General features: G+C 60.0%; 17 protein-coding genes. 15 read left to right on the top strand and 2 right to left on the bottom strand.

All coding sequences use genetic code 11. From position 1 onward, the window contains the following. The first annotated feature begins 33 nt into the window (after positions 1-33). Both AC3ITA_RS01080 and AC3ITA_RS01075 read left to right on the top strand, forming a co-directional pair. Positions 34-774: an SDR family oxidoreductase gene (locus AC3ITA_RS01080; RefSeq protein ID WP_489279175.1), complete on the top strand. Its 741-nt coding sequence runs from the start codon at positions 34-36 to the stop codon at positions 772-774. A 137-nt stretch (positions 775-911) separates the two neighbouring features. After that, positions 912-1,172 (top strand): hypothetical protein, encoded by a 261-nt coding sequence (locus tag AC3ITA_RS01075; protein WP_095946417.1) that lies wholly within the window; start codon positions 912-914, stop codon positions 1,170-1,172. Positions 1,173-1,181: 9 nt separating this feature from the next. Here the strand turns inward: AC3ITA_RS01075 and betT are convergent, their stop codons facing one another. After that, positions 1,182-3,137 carry a choline transporter BetT gene (gene betT / locus AC3ITA_RS01070; protein WP_414928079.1) on the bottom strand — a complete coding sequence of 652 codons (1,956 nt, stop codon included), beginning with the start codon at positions 3,135-3,137 and terminating at the stop codon, positions 1,182-1,184. Positions 3,138-3,508: 371 nt separating this feature from the next. Next, positions 3,509-4,435: a serine O-acetyltransferase EpsC gene (gene epsC, locus AC3ITA_RS01065; protein WP_150673687.1), complete on the bottom strand. Its 927-nt coding sequence runs from the start codon at positions 4,433-4,435 to the stop codon at positions 3,509-3,511. Between the two features lie 190 nt (positions 4,436-4,625). Here epsC and AC3ITA_RS01060 point away from each other — a divergent pair, with 190 nt between their 5' ends. From AC3ITA_RS01060 to AC3ITA_RS01000, 13 genes are all read left to right on the top strand, one after another. After that, a complete protein-coding gene (locus AC3ITA_RS01060; RefSeq protein ID WP_489279174.1) occupies positions 4,626-5,618 on the top strand; it encodes a D-cysteine desulfhydrase in 993 nt (330 codons plus the stop codon). Between the two features lie 302 nt (positions 5,619-5,920). After that, positions 5,921-6,721: a cystine ABC transporter substrate-binding protein gene (gene tcyJ, locus AC3ITA_RS01055; RefSeq protein ID WP_056726933.1), complete on the top strand. Its 801-nt coding sequence runs from the start codon at positions 5,921-5,923 to the stop codon at positions 6,719-6,721. After that, complete coding sequence (gene tcyL, locus AC3ITA_RS01050; protein WP_046040764.1) at positions 6,721-7,386, top strand: cystine ABC transporter permease; 666 nt, start codon at positions 6,721-6,723, stop codon at positions 7,384-7,386. The genes tcyJ and tcyL overlap by 1 nt, the downstream gene beginning before the upstream one ends. Before the next feature lie 4 nt (positions 7,387-7,390). After that, positions 7,391-8,146: an L-cystine ABC transporter ATP-binding protein TcyN gene (tcyN, locus tag AC3ITA_RS01045; RefSeq protein WP_489279173.1), complete on the top strand. Its 756-nt coding sequence runs from the start codon at positions 7,391-7,393 to the stop codon at positions 8,144-8,146. Positions 8,147-8,627: 481 nt separating this feature from the next. Beyond that, a complete protein-coding gene (locus AC3ITA_RS01040) occupies positions 8,628-9,392 on the top strand; it encodes a hypothetical protein (protein ID WP_489279172.1) in 765 nt (254 codons plus the stop codon). Between the two features lie 223 nt (positions 9,393-9,615). Continuing rightward, entirely contained in the window at positions 9,616-10,848 is a 1,233-nt protein-coding gene (locus AC3ITA_RS01035) for an SfnB family sulfur acquisition oxidoreductase (RefSeq protein ID WP_489279170.1), read from the top strand. A gap of 38 nt (positions 10,849-10,886) precedes the next feature. Beyond that, entirely contained in the window at positions 10,887-12,080 is a 1,194-nt protein-coding gene (locus AC3ITA_RS01030; RefSeq protein WP_150673690.1) for an SfnB family sulfur acquisition oxidoreductase, read from the top strand. Continuing rightward, positions 12,080-13,438 (top strand): LLM class flavin-dependent oxidoreductase, encoded by a 1,359-nt coding sequence (locus AC3ITA_RS01025; protein WP_095944977.1) that lies wholly within the window; start codon positions 12,080-12,082, stop codon positions 13,436-13,438. The genes AC3ITA_RS01030 and AC3ITA_RS01025 overlap by 1 nt, the downstream gene beginning before the upstream one ends. Positions 13,439-13,567: 129 nt before the next feature. After that, complete coding sequence (locus tag AC3ITA_RS01020) at positions 13,568-14,377, top strand: MetQ/NlpA family ABC transporter substrate-binding protein (RefSeq protein WP_489279169.1); 810 nt, start codon at positions 13,568-13,570, stop codon at positions 14,375-14,377. Between the two features lie 2 nt (positions 14,378-14,379). After that, the gene (locus AC3ITA_RS01015) at positions 14,380-15,501 is read left to right on the top strand and encodes a methionine ABC transporter ATP-binding protein (RefSeq protein WP_489279168.1); all 1,122 of its coding nucleotides are present in this window, start codon (positions 14,380-14,382) and stop codon (positions 15,499-15,501) included. Further along, a complete protein-coding gene (locus AC3ITA_RS01010) occupies positions 15,491-16,135 on the top strand; it encodes a methionine ABC transporter permease (RefSeq protein WP_095944980.1) in 645 nt (214 codons plus the stop codon). The genes AC3ITA_RS01015 and AC3ITA_RS01010 overlap by 11 nt, the downstream gene beginning before the upstream one ends. A gap of 471 nt (positions 16,136-16,606) precedes the next feature. After that, positions 16,607-16,963 (top strand): DUF6124 family protein, encoded by a 357-nt coding sequence (locus tag AC3ITA_RS01005; RefSeq protein WP_095944982.1) that lies wholly within the window; start codon positions 16,607-16,609, stop codon positions 16,961-16,963. 186 nt (positions 16,964-17,149) lie between these two features. Next, complete coding sequence (locus tag AC3ITA_RS01000) at positions 17,150-17,779, top strand: class I SAM-dependent methyltransferase (protein WP_489279166.1); 630 nt, start codon at positions 17,150-17,152, stop codon at positions 17,777-17,779. The last annotated feature ends 30 nt before the right edge of the window (positions 17,780-17,809 follow it).

Raw genomic sequence — 17,809 nt, 5'->3', positions numbered from 1 at the left:
ATTGGCTTCACACCCGTCAACAGGAACACCAACATGACTCATCAAACTCCGAAAGTTGCCATCGTGACCGGCGCCTCCCGCGGCATCGGCGCGGTCATCGCCAAACAACTGGCCAGCGAAGGTTTCGCCGTTGCCATCAACTACGCCAACAGCGCCACCGAAGCCTCGAAACGGGTGGTGGAGCTGCGTCAGGCCGGTCACCAAGCCATAGCGATCAAGGCTGACGTGGCCAATGCCGATGACGTGCGCCGGATGTTCGACGAGGTTGAAACCCAGTTCGGCAAGGTCGATGTTTTGGTGAACAACGCCGGCATCCTCAAGGTCCTGCCGCTGGCGCAACACAGCGACGAACTGTTCGAGCAGACCTTCAACATCCACGCCCGCGGCACCTTCAATACCCTGCGCGAAGCGGCGACCCGCCTGAACAGCGGTGGCCGGATCATCAACTTCTCCAGCAGCACCGTCGGCATGAACCTGCCGGGCTATGCGGTGTACATCGCCAGCAAAGCGGCGGTGGAATCCCTGACCCAGGTGTTCGCCAAAGAAATGCGCGGGCGCAACATCACCGTCAATGCGGTGGCCCCGGGGCCGGTAGCGACTGAGCTGTTTTTGCACGGCAAGAGTGAGGAGCAGATTCAGAGTTTCGCGAAGATGGCGCCGCTGGAACGCCTGGGTCAGCCAGAAGACATTGCCCGAGTCGTGTCCTTCCTCGCCGGGCCGGATTCGACTTGGGTCAATGGGCAGATTTTGCGGGTCAATGGTGGATTGGTTTAACTATGCTCAGACAAATACCGCAGTGACCCTATCGCGAGCAGGCTCGCTCCCACAGAGCTCGCCGTGATCTTTGTAGGAGCGAGCCTGCTCGCGATAGCGGCCTCGATGGCAGCACACATCTGAAGGCAGAGCCCACCATGCACACCACCATCATCATCACCTTCGGCCTGATCCTCCTGGCGCTGATGCTCTACATCGGCGAGAACATCGGCTTCACCCGCCAGACCCTGGCCTACAGTTTTATCGTGCTGTGGCTGGCGCTGACGCTGATCAATGGCGCAGTCGGCATCGTGCATGCCGGCCAGCCTTTGAGCACCGAACTGGTGGTCGGTAGCGCCGTGTTCGGTGTCCCGGTGGCGGCGCTGGTGTTGTTCATGGTGTTGACCACCGAAACGTGAAGGCCTTGATCAGCGCACAAGATGCAGGAACTGCATGTGCCGTTCGTACTGGTCGAGGATGTCGTTGATGATCTGCTCCTTGGTGTAGCCCACCAGGTCGTAATCCTGACTGCCCTCGCTCAAATGCACTTCGGCCCGGTAGTAGCGGCGATTGTTGAGTTGCTTGGAACCCATGCCGCCACGGGCAAACGATGGCGTGAAATAGCCGCGCATCTGCACCTGATAAACGAACGGATGCTGATCGCCATGACCGATTTCCAGGCTGACACTGTCATGGGCCGGGTCCGGGTGCAGGGCCACGTGCAAGCCTTTTTCGCGGAACACCGCAGACACCTCTTCAATCGCCGGACGCACCGTCGTGTCGAGGAAGCGATAGACCTCATCCCGCGACGGGAAATGCACCGCCTGACTCAAACGCTGACGCCAACCACCCCGCCGCGAGCCGGACACCGGTGCCAAGGAATGCATCTGCGCAATCTGCTTCTGCGATTCCAGATAAAACGCTTTGTGCAGCCCCCACATCATCAACAGCAAGATCAGCGAGAACGGCAGCGAGGTCAGGACCACCGCCGACTTCAACGCATCGATGCTGCCGGAAAACAGCAGCGCGCTGGTCACCAATGCGGTCATCGCGCCCCAGAACACTCGCAGCCATTTCGGCCCGTCTTCATCCGGGTTGCCGCCCTTGGCGGACAGCGTCGACAGCACCACGGTGCCGGAGTCGGCGGAGGTGACGAAGAACACGAAGCTGATGAACACCGTGACCGCAATGACGGTTTTGCTCCACGGGTAGGTTTCCAGCAGCAGATAGAGCGTCATCGACGGATTATCGATGGCCGACATGCCGAGCGCGCTCATGCCATGGTTGAGCACCTGATCGATGGCACTGTTGCCGAAGATCGACATCCACGCCAGGGTGAAGCCGAGCGGGATCAGCAATACGCCGAAGACGAATTCACGGATGGTGCGGCCACGGGAAATCCGTGCGATGAACAGGCCCACGAACGGCGACCAAGCAATCCACCAGGCCCAGTAGAACACCGTCCAGCCGCCCAGCCAGTCGCTGGGTTTGTCGTAGGCGTAGAGGTCGAAGCTCTTCATCGGCAAGGCGCCGAGGTAATCGCCGAGGTTCTGGATCAGGGTGTTGAGCAAGTGCTGCGTGGGGCCGGCGAACAACACGAACAGCAGCAGCGCGCAGGCCAGCAGCATGTTGATGTCGGACATCACCCGCACGCCCTTGTCGACGCCGGAGACCGCAACGATGATCGCAGCGCCCATCATCAGGGTGATCAGGCCGACCTGAATCCATTGGGTGTGGGCGATGCCGAACAGGTAGTCCAGGCCCGAGTTGAGGTGCAACACACCGAAGCCCATGTCGGCACCGAGGCCGAACACCGTGGCGATGATGCCGAAGCCGTCCACCGCATAACCGATGGGGCCATTGATGCGCTTGCCGATCAGCGGGTACAGCGCCGAACGCAGGGCCAGTGGCAGGTTATGCCGGTAGGCAAAGTAGGCCAGCGCCATGCCGACAAAGGCGAACACGCCCCAGCCATGCAGGCCCCAGTGCAAAAACAGAATCTGCATCGCCTGACGCGCCGCATCCGCCGTACCGGCCTCGCCTTGGGGCGGTTGCAGCATGTGGGTCAGCGGCTCGGACACGCAAAAGAAAAACAGGGTGATGCTGATCCCGGCGGCGAACAGCATGCCGGCCCAGGACAGATAGCTGAATTCGGGTTCGTCGTGGTCGGCACCGAGCTTGATCTTGCCGTAGCCGGACAAGGCGGTGACCACCACGAAGACCAGATACAGGGTCATCGCCAGCAGGTAATACCAGCCGACCGTATTGGCCGCCCAGTTTTGCGCCGCCAGCAACCAGGCACCGGCCTGTTCGGGCATGGCGATGACAACGACACCAAACAACAGAATGAAACTCGCCGAGAACCAGAATACCGGCGGATTCATGCGGACCAGGCCGCTTGGAGGGATGGACGATGCACTCATGTTCGGTGCACCTCGAAGGGGTAAAACGTGGCTGTAGAAATCGGACTCAGCAAAGGCAAGCCTCCTGTTGTGAGCGGGCAGCGAACCGCCGGTTTAACTTGAATGAACGTTCAAGTTAAACATGGATAGGGGGCTAAGGACTAATCGCAGGGCTCGGCGGTGATGTTCTTACGCTAGCTCAAGGGAGGAAATACGTAGGATTTAAAAGCTTCGCGAGCAGGCTCGCTCCTACAGTGGATCGGGTTGAACACAAAGGCTGTGATCGACGGAAAACCCTGTGGGAGCGAGCCTGCTCGCGATGAGGCCAGACCAGTCAACGGAGACTCAAAAGCCTACTTCTGCGCCCCATCATCCAACTGCAGATTCGCCTGGGTCAGGTTGCTGCCCGCCGGCACGCTGCGGGTCAGCCAGACGTTACCGCCAATGGTCGAGCCCTGGCCGATGGTGATCCGCCCGAGAATCGTCGCCCCGGCATAAATCACCACGTCATCCTCGACAATCGGGTGCCGTGGCTGGCCTTTCTGCAACTGACCGTCTTCGTCCGCCGGGAAGCGCTTGGCGCCCAAAGTCACCGCCTGATAAATCCGCACGCGCTCGCCGATGATCGCGGTTTCGCCAATCACCACACCCGTCCCGTGGTCGATGAAGAAACTGCGGCCGATCTGCGCACCGGGATGTATGTCGATGCCGGTGGCCGAGTGAGCGATTTCCGCACTGATCCGCGCCAGCAGCGGCAACCCGGCACGGTACAAATGGTGGGCCAGACGATGGTGAATCACCGCCAGAATCCCCGGGTAGCACAACAGCACTTCATCGACACTACGGGCCGCCGGGTCGCCGTGATAAGCGGCCAACACATCGGTGTCCAACAGGCTGCGCAACCCAGGCAAAGCAAGGGCGAAGTCCTGGATGATCTGAATGGTTTTGGCTTCGACTTCCGTCTCGGCCTGGGCACTGTGGCGAGCGGCATAACGCAATTCGAGGCGCGCCTGGGCCAGCAGCGCATTCAGCGCCACATCGAGCGTGTGACCGACGTAGAAGTCTTCGCTCTCTTCGCGCAGGTCAACCGGCCCCAGGCGCATCGGGAACAACGCACCGCACAGGGCTTCGAGAATGTCTGCCATGGCTGCGCGGGAAGGCAATTCGCGACCGCCCTGCTCGCCGGTGGCCCGGCCGTTTTGTGCACGCCACTGTTCACGTGCCGTGCGCAGCTGGCTGACGATGGTTTGCAGTTGCCAATGGCTGGAACGCTCACTCACGGTAAAAACTCCTCACGGGCGGTCGGACTGTCTGACCGCACTGACGGCGATTACTTTACGGCAAGGGTCGCGAGGCAAATTAAGAACCAATAGTGCTGTGCTCAGTTCGATTGGCTATAAGCGATTGGCGGTTGCCTCGGCTTTTTGGCGTGCCTATAGTCCTGAGATCTTCAACCGCCAGTACGGACTCATGATCAAACAACAGCTCGCCCGCTTTAACCGCCTCGACCTGCTCGGTCAGCCCACCGCCCTGGAAAAGCTCGAACGCCTGTCGACCTGGCTGGGCCGCGATGTGTACGTCAAGCGCGATGACCTGACGCCGCTGGCAATGGGCGGCAACAAGCTGCGCAAACTTGAATACCTGGCCGCCGATGCCTTGGCCCAGGGTGCCGACACCTTGATCACGGCGGGCGCGCTGCAATCGAACCACGTACGCCAGACAGCCGCCATTGCCGCCAAGTTGGGTCTGGGCTGCGTAGCCCTTCTGGAAAATCCTCTCGGCACTGACGACAGCAATTACACCGGCAACGGCAACCGGCTGCTGCTCGACCTGTTCGATGCCAAGGTCGAACTGGTGGAAAACCTCGACAACGCAGACGAGCAACTGCAAGCCCTGGCCAACCGACTGCGCAGCAACGGCAAGAAGCCGTACCTGGTGCCGATCGGTGGCTCCAATGCGCTGGGCGCACTGGGCTACGTGCGCGCCGGGCTGGAACTGGCCGAACAGATCAAGGACACCGGCCTGAAGTTCGCCGCCGTGGTCCTGGCTTCGGGCAGCGCCGGTACCCACAGCGGCCTGGCACTGGCTTTGAGTGAAGCATTGCCGGATCTGCCAGTAATCGGTGTGACGGTTTCGCGCAGCGATGAAGATCAGCGGCCAAAGGTTCAAGGCTTGGCCGAACGCACCGCCGAGTTGCTGGGCGTCAGCCTGCCGGAGGCTTTCAAGGTCGAGTTGTGGGACGAGTATTTCGCCCCCCGTTATGGCGAGCCGAATGCCGGCACACTGGCGGCGGTGAAGCTGCTGGCGAGTCAGGAAGGCTTGCTGCTGGACCCGGTCTACACTGGCAAGGCCATGGCGGGTTTGCTGGACGGGATCGGGCGTCAGCGTTTCGACGAGGGGCCGATTATCTTCCTGCACACCGGCGGGGCACCGGCACTGTTTGCCTACAAGGATTTCCTGTAGGAGCGAGCTTGCTCGCGATGGACGACAGGGCACCGCGGGGTGTCAGGTTGCCAGCGTTATCGTTGACGTCCATCGCGTGCAAGCACGCTCCTACAGTAAAAACGCAAGCTATTCCAAAGTTGAATAACCAGAAGATTAATTATTATTTTCCAATCTAAAAACGCCATCATATAGTCACGCTACAGGCGAATTTCCCGAGAGACGCATACGCTGCTTTAAGGCAGGATAGCGCTGTCGCTTAATTCCCGATTTCGCCAAATTTTCACAAAAGCGTCTTCCATAAGAAAACACAGGGGCTTGTCATGAATTTTTCCGCACTACGTCGCAATCTGCTGGTGGGTTCGCTGGGCCTGGCACTGAGCGCCGGCCTGATTGGCCAGGCGGTTGCCGGTGAGCAGTTGCAACAAATCAAGGACAAAGGCGTGATCAACGTCGGCCTGGAAGGCACCTACCCACCGTTCAGTTTCGTCGACGCCGACGGCAAACTGACCGGCTTCGAAGTCGAGTTCTCTGAAGCCCTGGCCAAAGAGCTGGGCGTGAAGGTCAAGCTGCAACCCACCAAATGGGACGGCATCCTCGCGGCCCTGGAATCCAAGCGACTGGACGCAGTGATCAACCAGGTGACCATCTCCGAAGAGCGCAAGAAGAAGTATGACTTCTCCGAGCCCTACACCGTTTCCGGGATTCAGGCGCTGGTGCTGACGAAAAAGGCCGCCGAGCTGAACATCAAGTCCGCCGCCGACCTGTCTGGCAAGAAAGTCGGTGTAGGCCTGGGCACCAACTACGAAGAGTGGGTCAAGGCCAATGTGCCGACCGCTGACATCCGCACCTACGAAGATGATCCGACCAAGTTCCAGGACCTGCGTGTCGGCCGTATCGACGCGATTCTGATCGACCGCCTGGCCGCGCTGGAATACGCCAAGAAGGCCAAGGACACCACCGCTGCCGGTGATGCGTTCTCCCGTCAGGAAGCCGGCATCGCCCTGCGCAAAGGCGAGCCTGAACTGCTGGCTGCGGTGAACAAGGCAATCGATAAGCTGCGCGCCGATGGCACCCTGAAAAAGCTCTCGGAAAAATACTTCAACGCTGACGTCACTCAATAATGGGAGAAGCTTTCCAACTCGCACTGGACTCCGCGCCCTTTCTGCTCAAGGGCGCGTATTACACGGTCATTCTCAGCCTGGGCGGGATGTTCTTCGGCCTGGTGATGGGCTTCGGTCTGGCGCTGATGCGCCTGTCGCGCTTCAAACTGGTGAGCTGGATCGCCCGCATCTACGTGTCGTTCTTTCGCGGCACGCCGTTGCTGGTGCAACTGTTCGTGATCTATTACGGCTTGCCGCAATTGGGTCTGGAACTGGATCCGCTGCCGGCGGCCCTGATCGGCTTCTCGCTGAACATGGCCGCCTACGCCTGTGAAATCCTGCGTGCCGCGATCAGCTCCATCGAGCGCGGCCAGTGGGAAGCGGCTGCCAGTATCGGCATGACCCGCGCGCAGACCCTGCGCCGGGCCATCCTGCCGCAGGCGATGCGCACCGCATTGCCGCCACTGGGCAACAGCTTCATTTCGCTGGTCAAGGACACCGCGCTGGCCGCTACCATCCAGGTGCCGGAACTGTTCCGTCAGGCGCAGTTGATCACCGCTCGCACCTTCGAAATCTTCACCATGTATCTTGCCGCCGCACTGATCTACTGGGTCCTGGCCACGGTGCTTTCGCACCTGCAGAACCAGTTGGAAGCGCGGGTCAATCGGCACGACCAGGAGTCCTGACCCGATGATTGTCGTGGAAAAACTGACAAAGCAGTTCAAGGGTCAAGTCGTGCTCAACGGCATCGATCTTGAGGTCAAGGAAGGCGAGGTGGTCGCGATCATCGGCCCCAGCGGTTCGGGCAAGACCACCTTCCTGCGCTGCTTGAATTTTCTGGAAGAACCCACCAGTGGCCGGATCAAGGTCGGCGATATCGAAGTCGATACCAGCCGCCCCCTGAACCAGCAACAGAGCCTGGTGCGGCGTTTGCGCCAGCACGTAGGTTTTGTGTTCCAGAACTTCAACCTGTTCCCTCACCGCACCGCCCTGGAAAACGTCATCGAAGGCCCGATCGTGGTCAAGAAGACACCGCGCGACGACGCCGTGGCCCTGGGTAAAAAACTGTTGGCCAAGGTCGGTCTGGCGGGCAAGGAGGACGCCTACCCGCGTCGCCTCTCCGGTGGCCAGCAACAGCGCGTGGCGATTGCCCGGGCGCTGGCGATGGAGCCGGAAGTGATCTTGTTCGATGAGCCGACCTCGGCCCTCGACCCGGAGTTAGTGGGCGAGGTGTTGGCGACCATCCGCGGCCTGACCGAAGAGAAGCGCACCATGGTGATCGTTACCCATGAAATGGGCTTTGCCCGGGACGTGGCCAACCGTGTGGTGTTTTTCGACAAGGGTGTGATCGTCGAGCAAGGCGAAGCGAAGGCGTTGTTTGCCAACCCGAAAGAAGAGCGGACAAAACAATTCCTAAGCAAGTTCCTGAACAACAGCCATAACTAACAACCCTGCTCAACAATGGCCATCTTCCATGGACGGAAGTGACACCATCGCAAAAAATACTTTACCAATACCAAACTAACCCCATCCATTCGACATACATATTTTGTACGCATGCGCGGTACATATATATGCACCACTACAATTAATCCCTTTCTCCCAATCTGGTTCCTTTCGCAGCACTCGGTCAACCACGCACACCAAGCCTCCCACTTTTAGCCACTTTCAGCGGAAAAGTTCGACACACCGGCATGGTTTACTTACTAGGCACCGTAGGAACTTTCTGAATAACAGCACACTTCACTCATAACTAATAAATCTCATTGACACCTCTCCCCCCTGACTCTTATCTAGTCTTCGACCAACGTCACTCTTCCCGCCAAACTCATTATTTCAATTAAAAGTAATGAATGGTTTTGCTGTTCGATACTTAGTTTTTGATTTCCCAGAAACGGACTTCGTTGCAAGACTTCAAGGAGACTTCATGAAAAGCACCTCGAACAAATCCGGGCTTGTGGCCCCGACCCTGGCGCAAACCAACAAGACCGGTATCAACGTCACTTGCGCGGCGCACCTGCTGATCGATGTGGCGCCTTACCCCGCCATGGACGAAGGCGACCTGATCGAACTGTTCTGGGACAACTGCTACGTGGCCTCCCGCGTGCTGACAGCCAGCGACGTCGGCCAACCGGTACAACTGCGGGTGCCTGAAAGCTTTGTCGCCAACGGTACCTCGCGCCTTCACTACCGGGTCATGCAGGTAGGTCGAGATGCGGTGATTTCGGCCAGCCGAAACTTGCAGGTCAAACTCGACTGTCCGGGCGGCCAACCTTCCGCGCTGTGCGGCGATGAAAACCAGTGCCTGGCACCGGTGAGCATTCCCGAGGCGATTCGCCGTCAGGGGGTCAACCCGAGCCAGGTCAAACGCGGTGTTCCCTTGACCATCGAGCCGTACCTGAACATGGCCGTGGACGACGAAATCACCCTGCGCTGGGGCGATGTGCGCATGGACCTGCCACGGCTCAAGTCCGCCGATGTGGGTCAGCCGATTCAGGTCTGGATACCGCCGGCCATCATCCTCGAAGCTGGCGAAGACCTGCGGCTGGAAGTGACGTACTGCATTCTCGACCGGGTGGGCAACAACTCCCGCTGGGCGCCGGCCCGTACGCTGAAAATCGGATGTGCAAATACCTATCTGAAAGTCCCGAAGAAACAACCCCTCAAGGCTGCCGAACCCCGTAGACGATGAAAAGGCCTCTGCGGTGGAGTCATCCTTCTATCTATATTCCTAAAAGTTAGTTCATAAAATATTTATACACGTTTAGGGTATATAAACCGGACCACCGGACATCCTTGATTTCATGCGCTGCCACAAGCGGCGCTTCCATAAGATGTGAGGTAGGTATGGTCCGGAACACAATCACCCCAGTGCAGATCGCCAGGGCATTGCGTGCAGCCAAGGAGCGGCACTGATGTCCAGTCTGGCAGATGCAAACGTCCAGAGTGATCTGGACATCGCCCCGCTGTTGTTGCCCGCAAAAGTCCTGCGCAACGATGCTCAAGCCATCAACGCGGCCCACGAACTGGCGCAAGTCGCCCGCCTGCAAGCAGCCAAACGTGACCGGCAGCGCAAGCTCCCGTGGTCTGAAATAGAACAGTTCACCCGCAGCGGCCTGGGCAGTATTTCCATCCCCCGCGAGTACGGCGGCCCGCAGGTTTCGTTCGTCACCCTGGCCGAGGTCTTCGCGATCATTTCCGCGGCGGACCCGGCGCTTGGGCAGATCCCGCAAAACCAGTTCGGCATTCTCAACCTGGTGCTCGGCAGCGCCACCGAAGCGCAGAAAAAACAACTGTTCAAAAGCGTCCTGGATGGCTGGCGCATCGGCAATGCCGGGCCGGAACGCGGCACCAAAAATACCCTGGAACTGAAGGCACGCATCACCGCAGACGGCGTCCTCAATGGCCAGAAGTTCTATTCCACTGGCGCACTGTTCGCCCATTGGGTCGCGGTCAAAGCGCTGAACGACGATGGCAAACAAGTGTTGGCGTTCGTCCGGCGCGGCACACCGGGATTGCGCATCGTCGATGACTGGTCCGGCTTTGGTCAGCGCACCACCGCCAGCGGCACGATTTTGCTCAACAACGTGCGGGCCGATCCTGAATGGGTGGTGGATAACTGGCGGATCAACGACACGCCGAACATCCAGGGTGCCGTCTCGCAACTGATTCAAGCGGCCATCGACGCCGGTATCGCCCGAGGCGCCATCGACGACGCCATCGACTTCGTGAAAACCCGCGCCCGGCCGTGGATCGACGCCAAGGTCGAGCGGGCCAGCGATGACCTGTACGTGATCGCCGATATCGGCAAGTTGAAAATCGAACTGCACGCCGCCGAAGCGCTGCTGCGCAAGGCCGGGCAAGTGCTCGATGACGTCAGCGCCGCACCCTTCACCGTCGAGTCCGCCGCCCGCGCCTCGATTGCCGTGGCCGAAGCCAAAGTGCTGACCACCGAGATTTCATTGCTGGCCAGCGAAAAGCTCTTCGAGCTGGCCGGCAGCCGCGCGACCCTCGCCGAATTCAACTTCGACCGCCACTGGCGCAACGCCCGGGTACACACCCTGCACGACCCGGTGCGCTGGAAGTATCACGCGGTCGGCGCCTACCGCCTCAATGGCACGCTGCCTAATCGCCATTCCTGGATCTGACGACCAGAACACTTTTTACCAGAGCTCTGGAGAAACACATGACAAGTTCTCACCCCGTCGCGGTCATCACCAGCGATGAACAAGCCCTGATCGTCGCCAGCGACCTTGCCGAAGACTTCAAGCGCGACAGCGCCACACGCGACCGCGAACGCCGTTTGCCACACCCGGAACTGGAGGTGTTTTCCCGCTCGGGCCTGTGGGGCATCAGCGTGCCAAAGGAATTCGGCGGCGCCGGTGTTTCCAACGTCACCCTGGCCAAGGTCATCGCCTTGATCGCCCGGGCCGACGGCTCCCTTGGGCAGATCCCACAGAACCATTTCTATGCCCTCGAAGTACTGCGGGTGAACGGCAGCCACGAGCAAAAGCAACGCCTGTACGCCGAGGTTTTGGCCGGTCAGCGCTTCGGCAATGCGTTGGCCGAACTCGGCACTAAAACCGCACACGATCGCGTCACCAGCCTGACTCGCGACGCCAGCGGCTATCGCATCAATGGCCGCAAGTTCTACGCCACGGGCGCGATCTACGCCCAGCGCATTCCCACCTCGGTGGTGGATGAAAACGGCGTGCAGCAACTGGCGTTCGTCCCGCGCGACAGCAAGGGCCTGAGCGTGATCGACGACTGGAGCGGCTTCGGCCAGCGCACCACCGGTAGCGGTTCGGTGGTGTTCGAAGATGTCTACGTCGCCGCCGAAGACGTCATCCCCTTTCAGAGCGCTTTCGAACGCCCGACCCCGGTTGGCCCGCTGGCGCAGATTCTCCATGCCGCCATCGACACCGGCATCGCCCGCGCCGCGTATGAAGATGCGCTGCATTTCGTGCGTACCAAAACCCGGCCGTGGATCGACGCCACCCACGAAAAAGCCACGGACGATCCGCTGACCCTCAAGAGCTTCGGCCACTTGAGCATTCGCCTGCACGCCGCCGAGGCGCTGCTGGAGCGTGCCGGTGAATACCTCGACAAGACCCAGGCCGACACCCATGCCGAGACCGTCGCGGCTGCGTCGATTGCCGTCGCCGAAGCCCGCGCCCTCAGCACCGAAATCTCCCTGGCCGCCGGCAGCACGCTGTTCGAACTGGCCGGCAGCCAGGCAACCCTGATCGAACACGGCCTCGACCGCCACTGGCGCAACGCCCGGGTGCACACCCTGCACGACCCGGTGCGCTGGAAGTATCACGCGGTGGGCAATTACTACCTCAACGATGAAAACCCGCCACTGCGGGGGACCATTTGATGACCGCCGCGAAAAAGAAAATCCTGCTCAACGCGTTCAACATGAATTGCATCGGGCACATCAACCACGGCTTGTGGACGCACCCGCGCGACACGTCCACCCGCTACAACACGATCGAATATTGGACCGAACTGGCGCAGCTTCTGGAGCGCGGGCTGTTCGACGGTCTGTTCATTGCTGACATCGTCGGGGTCTACGACGTCTACCAGAACTCGGTGGACGTGCCGTTGAAAGAGTCGATCCAGCTACCGGTCAACGATCCGCTGCTGCTGGTCTCGGCCATGGCGGCGGTAACGAAAAACCTCGGTTTTGGCCTGACCGCCAACCTCACCTACGAAGCGCCGTATCTGTTCGCCCGCCGCCTGTCGACGCTGGACCACCTGAGCCGTGGGCGAGTCGGCTGGAACATCGTCACCGGCTATCTCGACAGCGCCGCCAAGGCCATGGGCCTGAGCGAACAGGTCGAGCATGACCGCCGCTATGACCAGGCCGACGAGTACCTGGAGGTGCTCTACAAACTCCTGGAAGGCAGTTGGGAAAACGGCGCGGTGCTCAACGATCCGCAGCAACGGATCTACGCGCAGCCGGACAAAGTGCACAAGGTCGAGCACAAGGGCGAGTTCTATCAGGTTGAGGGTTATCACCTCTGCGAGCCCTCACCGCAGCGCACGCCGGTGCTGTTCCAGGCCGGCAGTTCGGATCGCGGTTTGCTGTTCGCCGGGCGACATGCCGAGTGCGTGTTCATCAGCGGCCAGACCAAGGCATCGACCAAGGCTCAGGTGGACAAGGTGCGCGCCAGCGCCGCCTCCGCCGGGCGCAATCCCGAGGACATCAAGGTGTTCATGGGCCTGAACGTGATCGTTGGCGCCACGGAAGAGCTGGCCTGGGCCAAGCACGCCGAATACTTGAGCTACGCCAGTGCCGAAGCCGGCGTGGCGCACTTCTCGGCGTCCACCGGGATCGATTTTTCCCAATATGAAATCGACGAGCCGATCCAGTACGTGAAGAGCAATGCGATCCAGTCCGCCACCAGGCACCTGCAAAACAACGACTGGACGCGACGCAAACTGCTGGAACAACACGCCCTCGGCGGTCGCTACATCACTGTGGTCGGTTCGCCGCAGCAAGTGGCGGATGAGCTGGAGTCGTGGATCGCCGAAACCGGGCTGGATGGCTTCAACCTGACCCGCATCGTCACGCCGGAAAGCTATGTGGATTTCATCGAGCTCGTGATCCCCGAGTTGCAGCGGCGGGGCTCGTACAAGACGGCGTACGACGGCGGCACCTTGCGCGAAAAGCTGTTTCAGCGAGAGGCGTTTTTGCCTGAGCAACATACCGGCTCGGCCTTCCGACGCTAAAAGCATCGCGAGCAGGCTCGCTCCTACAGTAGATCTCTGGCGTTCTCAAAACCCCTGTAGGAGCGAGCCTGCTCGCGATGAGACCCGAACAGACACCACAAACTTAATGCACTGACTGGATAACTCATCATGAAAAAGAACGACCTCTCCCACCCAGTCAAAGCACTGGCCCTGGCCCTCGGCCTGTTCAGTTCGGTGACCTTCGCAGCCGACGCCCCACTGAAAATCGGCACCACCGCCGCCTTCGCCATTCCCCTTGAAGCGGCCGTCGAAGAAGCTGGCAAACAAGGCCTGAAAGTCGAACTGGTGGAGTTCAGCGACTGGATTGCACCGAACGTCAGCCTGGCTTCAGGCGACATCGACGTGAACTACTTCCAGCACATCCCGTTCCTGGAGAACGCCAAGGCCGCTTCGGGTTTCGACCTGGTACCGTTCGCACCCGGCATCATCAACAACGTCGGCCTCTACTCGAAGAAATACAAAAGCTTTGACGAGCTGCCAGAAGGCGCCAGTGTGGCTATCGCCAACGATCCGATCAACAGCGGTCGTGGCTTGCAGCTGCTGGCCAAGGCCGGTCTGATCACGCTCAAGCCCGGCGTCGGCTACAAGGCCACCGAAGAAGACATCATCGCCAACCCGAAGCACATCAAGATCCTCCAGGTCGAAGCCGTGCAACTGGTTCGCGCCTATGACGATGCCGATCTGGTGCAGGGCTACCCGGCCTACATTCGCTTGTCGAAAACCTTCGACGCGGGCTCCGCGCTGCTGTTCGACGGCCTCGATCACAAGGAGTACGTGATTCAGTTCGTGATCCAGCCCAAGAGCAAAACCGACCCGCGCCTGATCAGGTTCGTCGACATCTACCAGCACTCACCGGCTGTACGCGCCGCACTGGACAAGGCTCACGGCAAGCTCTATCAAGCCGGTTGGGAAAGCTGAACATGAGCGCCGCCATTCAACGGCGACTGGAGCTTCCAGAGCCTCTACGTGCTGAACAAACCGAGCTGCATCCCGAGCTCAATCGCGCTCATGTGCGCTTCATCAATCTGGGCAAAACCTACAACGGCCAGCAAGGCCCGGTGGCCGCGTTGCACGGCATCGACCTGGCGATCCGGCGCGGCGAAGTGTTCGGTATCATCGGTCGCAGCGGCGCCGGCAAGTCGTCGCTGATCCGCACCATCAATCGCCTGGAACAACCGAGCAGCGGCCGAGTGCTGATCGACCAAGTGGACATCGGCGAGTTCGATGAGGACCGCCTGGTGGCGCTGCGTCGGCGCATCGGCATGATCTTCCAGCACTTCAACCTGATGTCGGCCAAGACCGTTTGGCAGAACGTCGAGCTGCCGCTGAAAGTCGCCGGTGTGCCCAAGGAACAACGCGAACAGAAGGTCCGTGAACTGCTGGAACTGGTGGGCTTGCAGGCCAAACACAAGGCCTACCCGGCGCAGTTGTCCGGCGGGCAGAAACAGCGCGTGGGCATTGCCCGGGCGCTGGTGCATGACCCGCAAATCCTGCTGTGCGACGAAGCCACCTCGGCGCTCGACCCGGAGACCACGCAGTCGATCCTCGGCCTGCTGCGCGAGATCAATCAGCGCCTGGGCCTGACCATCGTTTTGATCACCCATGAGATGGCGGTGATCCGTGAGATCTGTGATCGCGTGGTTGTCCTGGAGCACGGACGTATCGCCGAGCAAGGGCCGGTGTGGGAAGTGTTCGGCAATCCGCAGCACGAGGTCAGCAAGACATTGCTGGCGCCGTTGCAACACGCATTGCCCAAAGAGCTGCAAAGTCGTTTGCAGGCGCAGCCACAGTCCCCGGACACCGCCGTGGTCTTGCGCTTGCAGTTCACCGGCAACCAACGGGACGAACCGGACCTGGCGGCATTGTTCAGCGCCCTTGGAGGCCGTGTGCGATTGCTGCAAGGCGGCGTGGAGCGGATTCAGGGCCATGCCCTCGGGCAACTGCTGCTGGCGGTGACCGGCTCGACGCTCGGTGCCGAAGAGTTGCGTCAACGCGCCGGTCATTGGGCGCAACAGGTGGAGGTGCTGGGCTATGTGGTTTGATCGCTTGCTGCAGGGTTTCATCGACACGTTCCTGATGGTCGGTGTGTCGTCGTTGATCGCGCTGTTGGCGGGCATTCCGCTGGCGGTGATCCTGGTCACCAGCTCCAGGGGCGGCATCTACGAAGCCCCGGCGCTGAACCGCGCACTGGGTGCGTTCGTGAATTTGTTCCGCTCGATTCCGTTTCTGATATTGATGGTGGCGCTGATTCCGTTCACTCGGCTCATCGTCGGCACCACCTACGGCGTGTGGGCGGCCGTGGTGCCGTTGACCATCGCTGCTACTCCTTTCTTTGCACGCATTGCCGAAGTCAGCTTGCGCGAGGTCGATCATGGATTGATTGAAGCGGCGCAAGCCATGGGTTGCCGGCGTTGGCACATCGTCTGGCATGTGTTGTTGCCTGAGGCGCTGCCGGGGATTGTTGGCGGGTTCACGATTACCTTGGTGACCATGATCAATTCGTCGGCCATGGCCGGGGCGATTGGCGCCGGTGGACTGGGGGACATTGCCTATCGGTATGGGTATCAGCGCTTTGATAGCCAGATCATGTTGACGGTGATTGTGTTGCTGGTGGCGGTGGTGGCGGTGGTTCAGTTAGGTGGGGACCGGTTGGCGCGGGGGTTGAACAAGCGCTAGCCCTGTAGGAGCGAGCCTGCTCGCGATGGAGGTCAACGATAACGCGGGAAACCAGATTCCCCGTGGCGCCCTCAGGTTTTTCGCGAGCAAGCTCGCTCCTACACGAGTGGCGATCTTGATGATATTTCGTACAGGAAAATCAGCGATTTTGCAGGCTCGTTCCCTTTCTTTTGCAGGACATTTCCTAGATCATTTCGCTCGCTTGCGCCTGCCGAATTCCGTGGCTAGTCTCGGTCCGTCACTGCTCATCAGTGATCGGGTTTAGTCGCCCGGATCCGCGTCGGGCGCACAGCGTCACCTTTTTTCAGGTGTTATTTATTGCCTGAATTTTATGGTGGCTGTGCGCAGGGCACCCTCGTGGTGCGCCGGTTTTGCCTGGCGGCCGGTCGACTAACCTGTGTGCAGCCGCCACCCCCTATTCGTTTAGTCGCGAAATCGGTTGGCTCCAACTTATAGTCAGGAGTTTTACCAATGAAGAAACCCGTTCCCGATCCACCTCCCGAAAGTCCCTCCAACGAAACCGTCACCGACGATTTGCTCAGGGATCGTTCCGCGCTCTACCGAGCCATCGATTTCCACCTCACCGGCAAGCAACCCACACCCCCCGATGAAATGCGCTTCTACAACGTCAGCAAAGACGTGAGTTTTGAAGACACCCAGCTCTATGTCGCCGACCTGCTGCGTTGTGCTTCGGTCACCGCGTATCAGTGTGGCGATCAACTCAAGGGCGCCGAGCGGGCGATGGTGTACTCGATCTGGCATTTGCTGGAGATTGCCAAGGCGATGGTGGATCACTCCATTGAGTGTTTGGGGATGAAAAAGGGCTGAATCTTCTGTTGTCAGTGATATCGCCTTCGCGAGCAGGCTCGCTCCCACAGTTGATCCTCAGCGCACACAAAATTTATGCACGGCGCGAATCAGTGTGGGAGCGAGCCTGCTCGCGATGGGCTGCGCAGCAGCCCCAGGCCTCATGGCGTATATTCTGTGAATCCAAATTGCCTGCGCAGCCCGACGATGAAACAGACGCCCGACGACCTCGAACAGATCACCTCCACGACCCTCGGCCATTACAATGCGGTCGCCGAAGACTTTCGCGAAGGCACGCGCGATCACGACGTCAGCCAGAACATCGATGCCCTGCTGCGGCACATTCAGGGCGAGGCACCTTTCGACATTCTCGATTTTGGCTGCGGACCGGGTCGTGATCTGCAGACGTTCACCCGTATGGGGCACAAGGCGGTCGGCCTCGACGGTTCGGAAAAATTCGCACAGATGGCCCGTGAGGACAGCGGTTGCGAGGTGTGGCAGCAGGACTTCCTGAAGCTTGATCTGCCGGCCGAGCGTTTCGACGGGATTTTTGCCAACGCGGTGCTGTTTCATGTTCCGCGTCAGGAATTGCCGCGGGTGTTGAAGCAATTGTGGGGAGCGCTGAAACCGGGCGGGGTGTTGTTCAGTTCCAATCCTCGTGGCGAGAATCAGGAAGGCTGGAACGGGCCGCGTTATGGGTCGTACCACGACCTGGTTGCCTGGCAGCATTTGTTGATCGAGGCGGGGTTTGTCGAACTGGAGCATTACTACCGGCCGCCCGGGCTGCCGCGGGAGCAGCAGCCTTGGTTGGCGAGTGTCTGGCGTAAGGCTGTGTAGTCAATTCGGACGCCATCGCGAGCAAGCTCG

The sequence above is a fragment of the Pseudomonas sp. GL_090 genome (assembly GCF_057837765.1).
The sequence above is the reverse complement of the archived record's forward strand: the minus strand, read 5'-3'. Positions and strand labels throughout refer to the sequence as shown.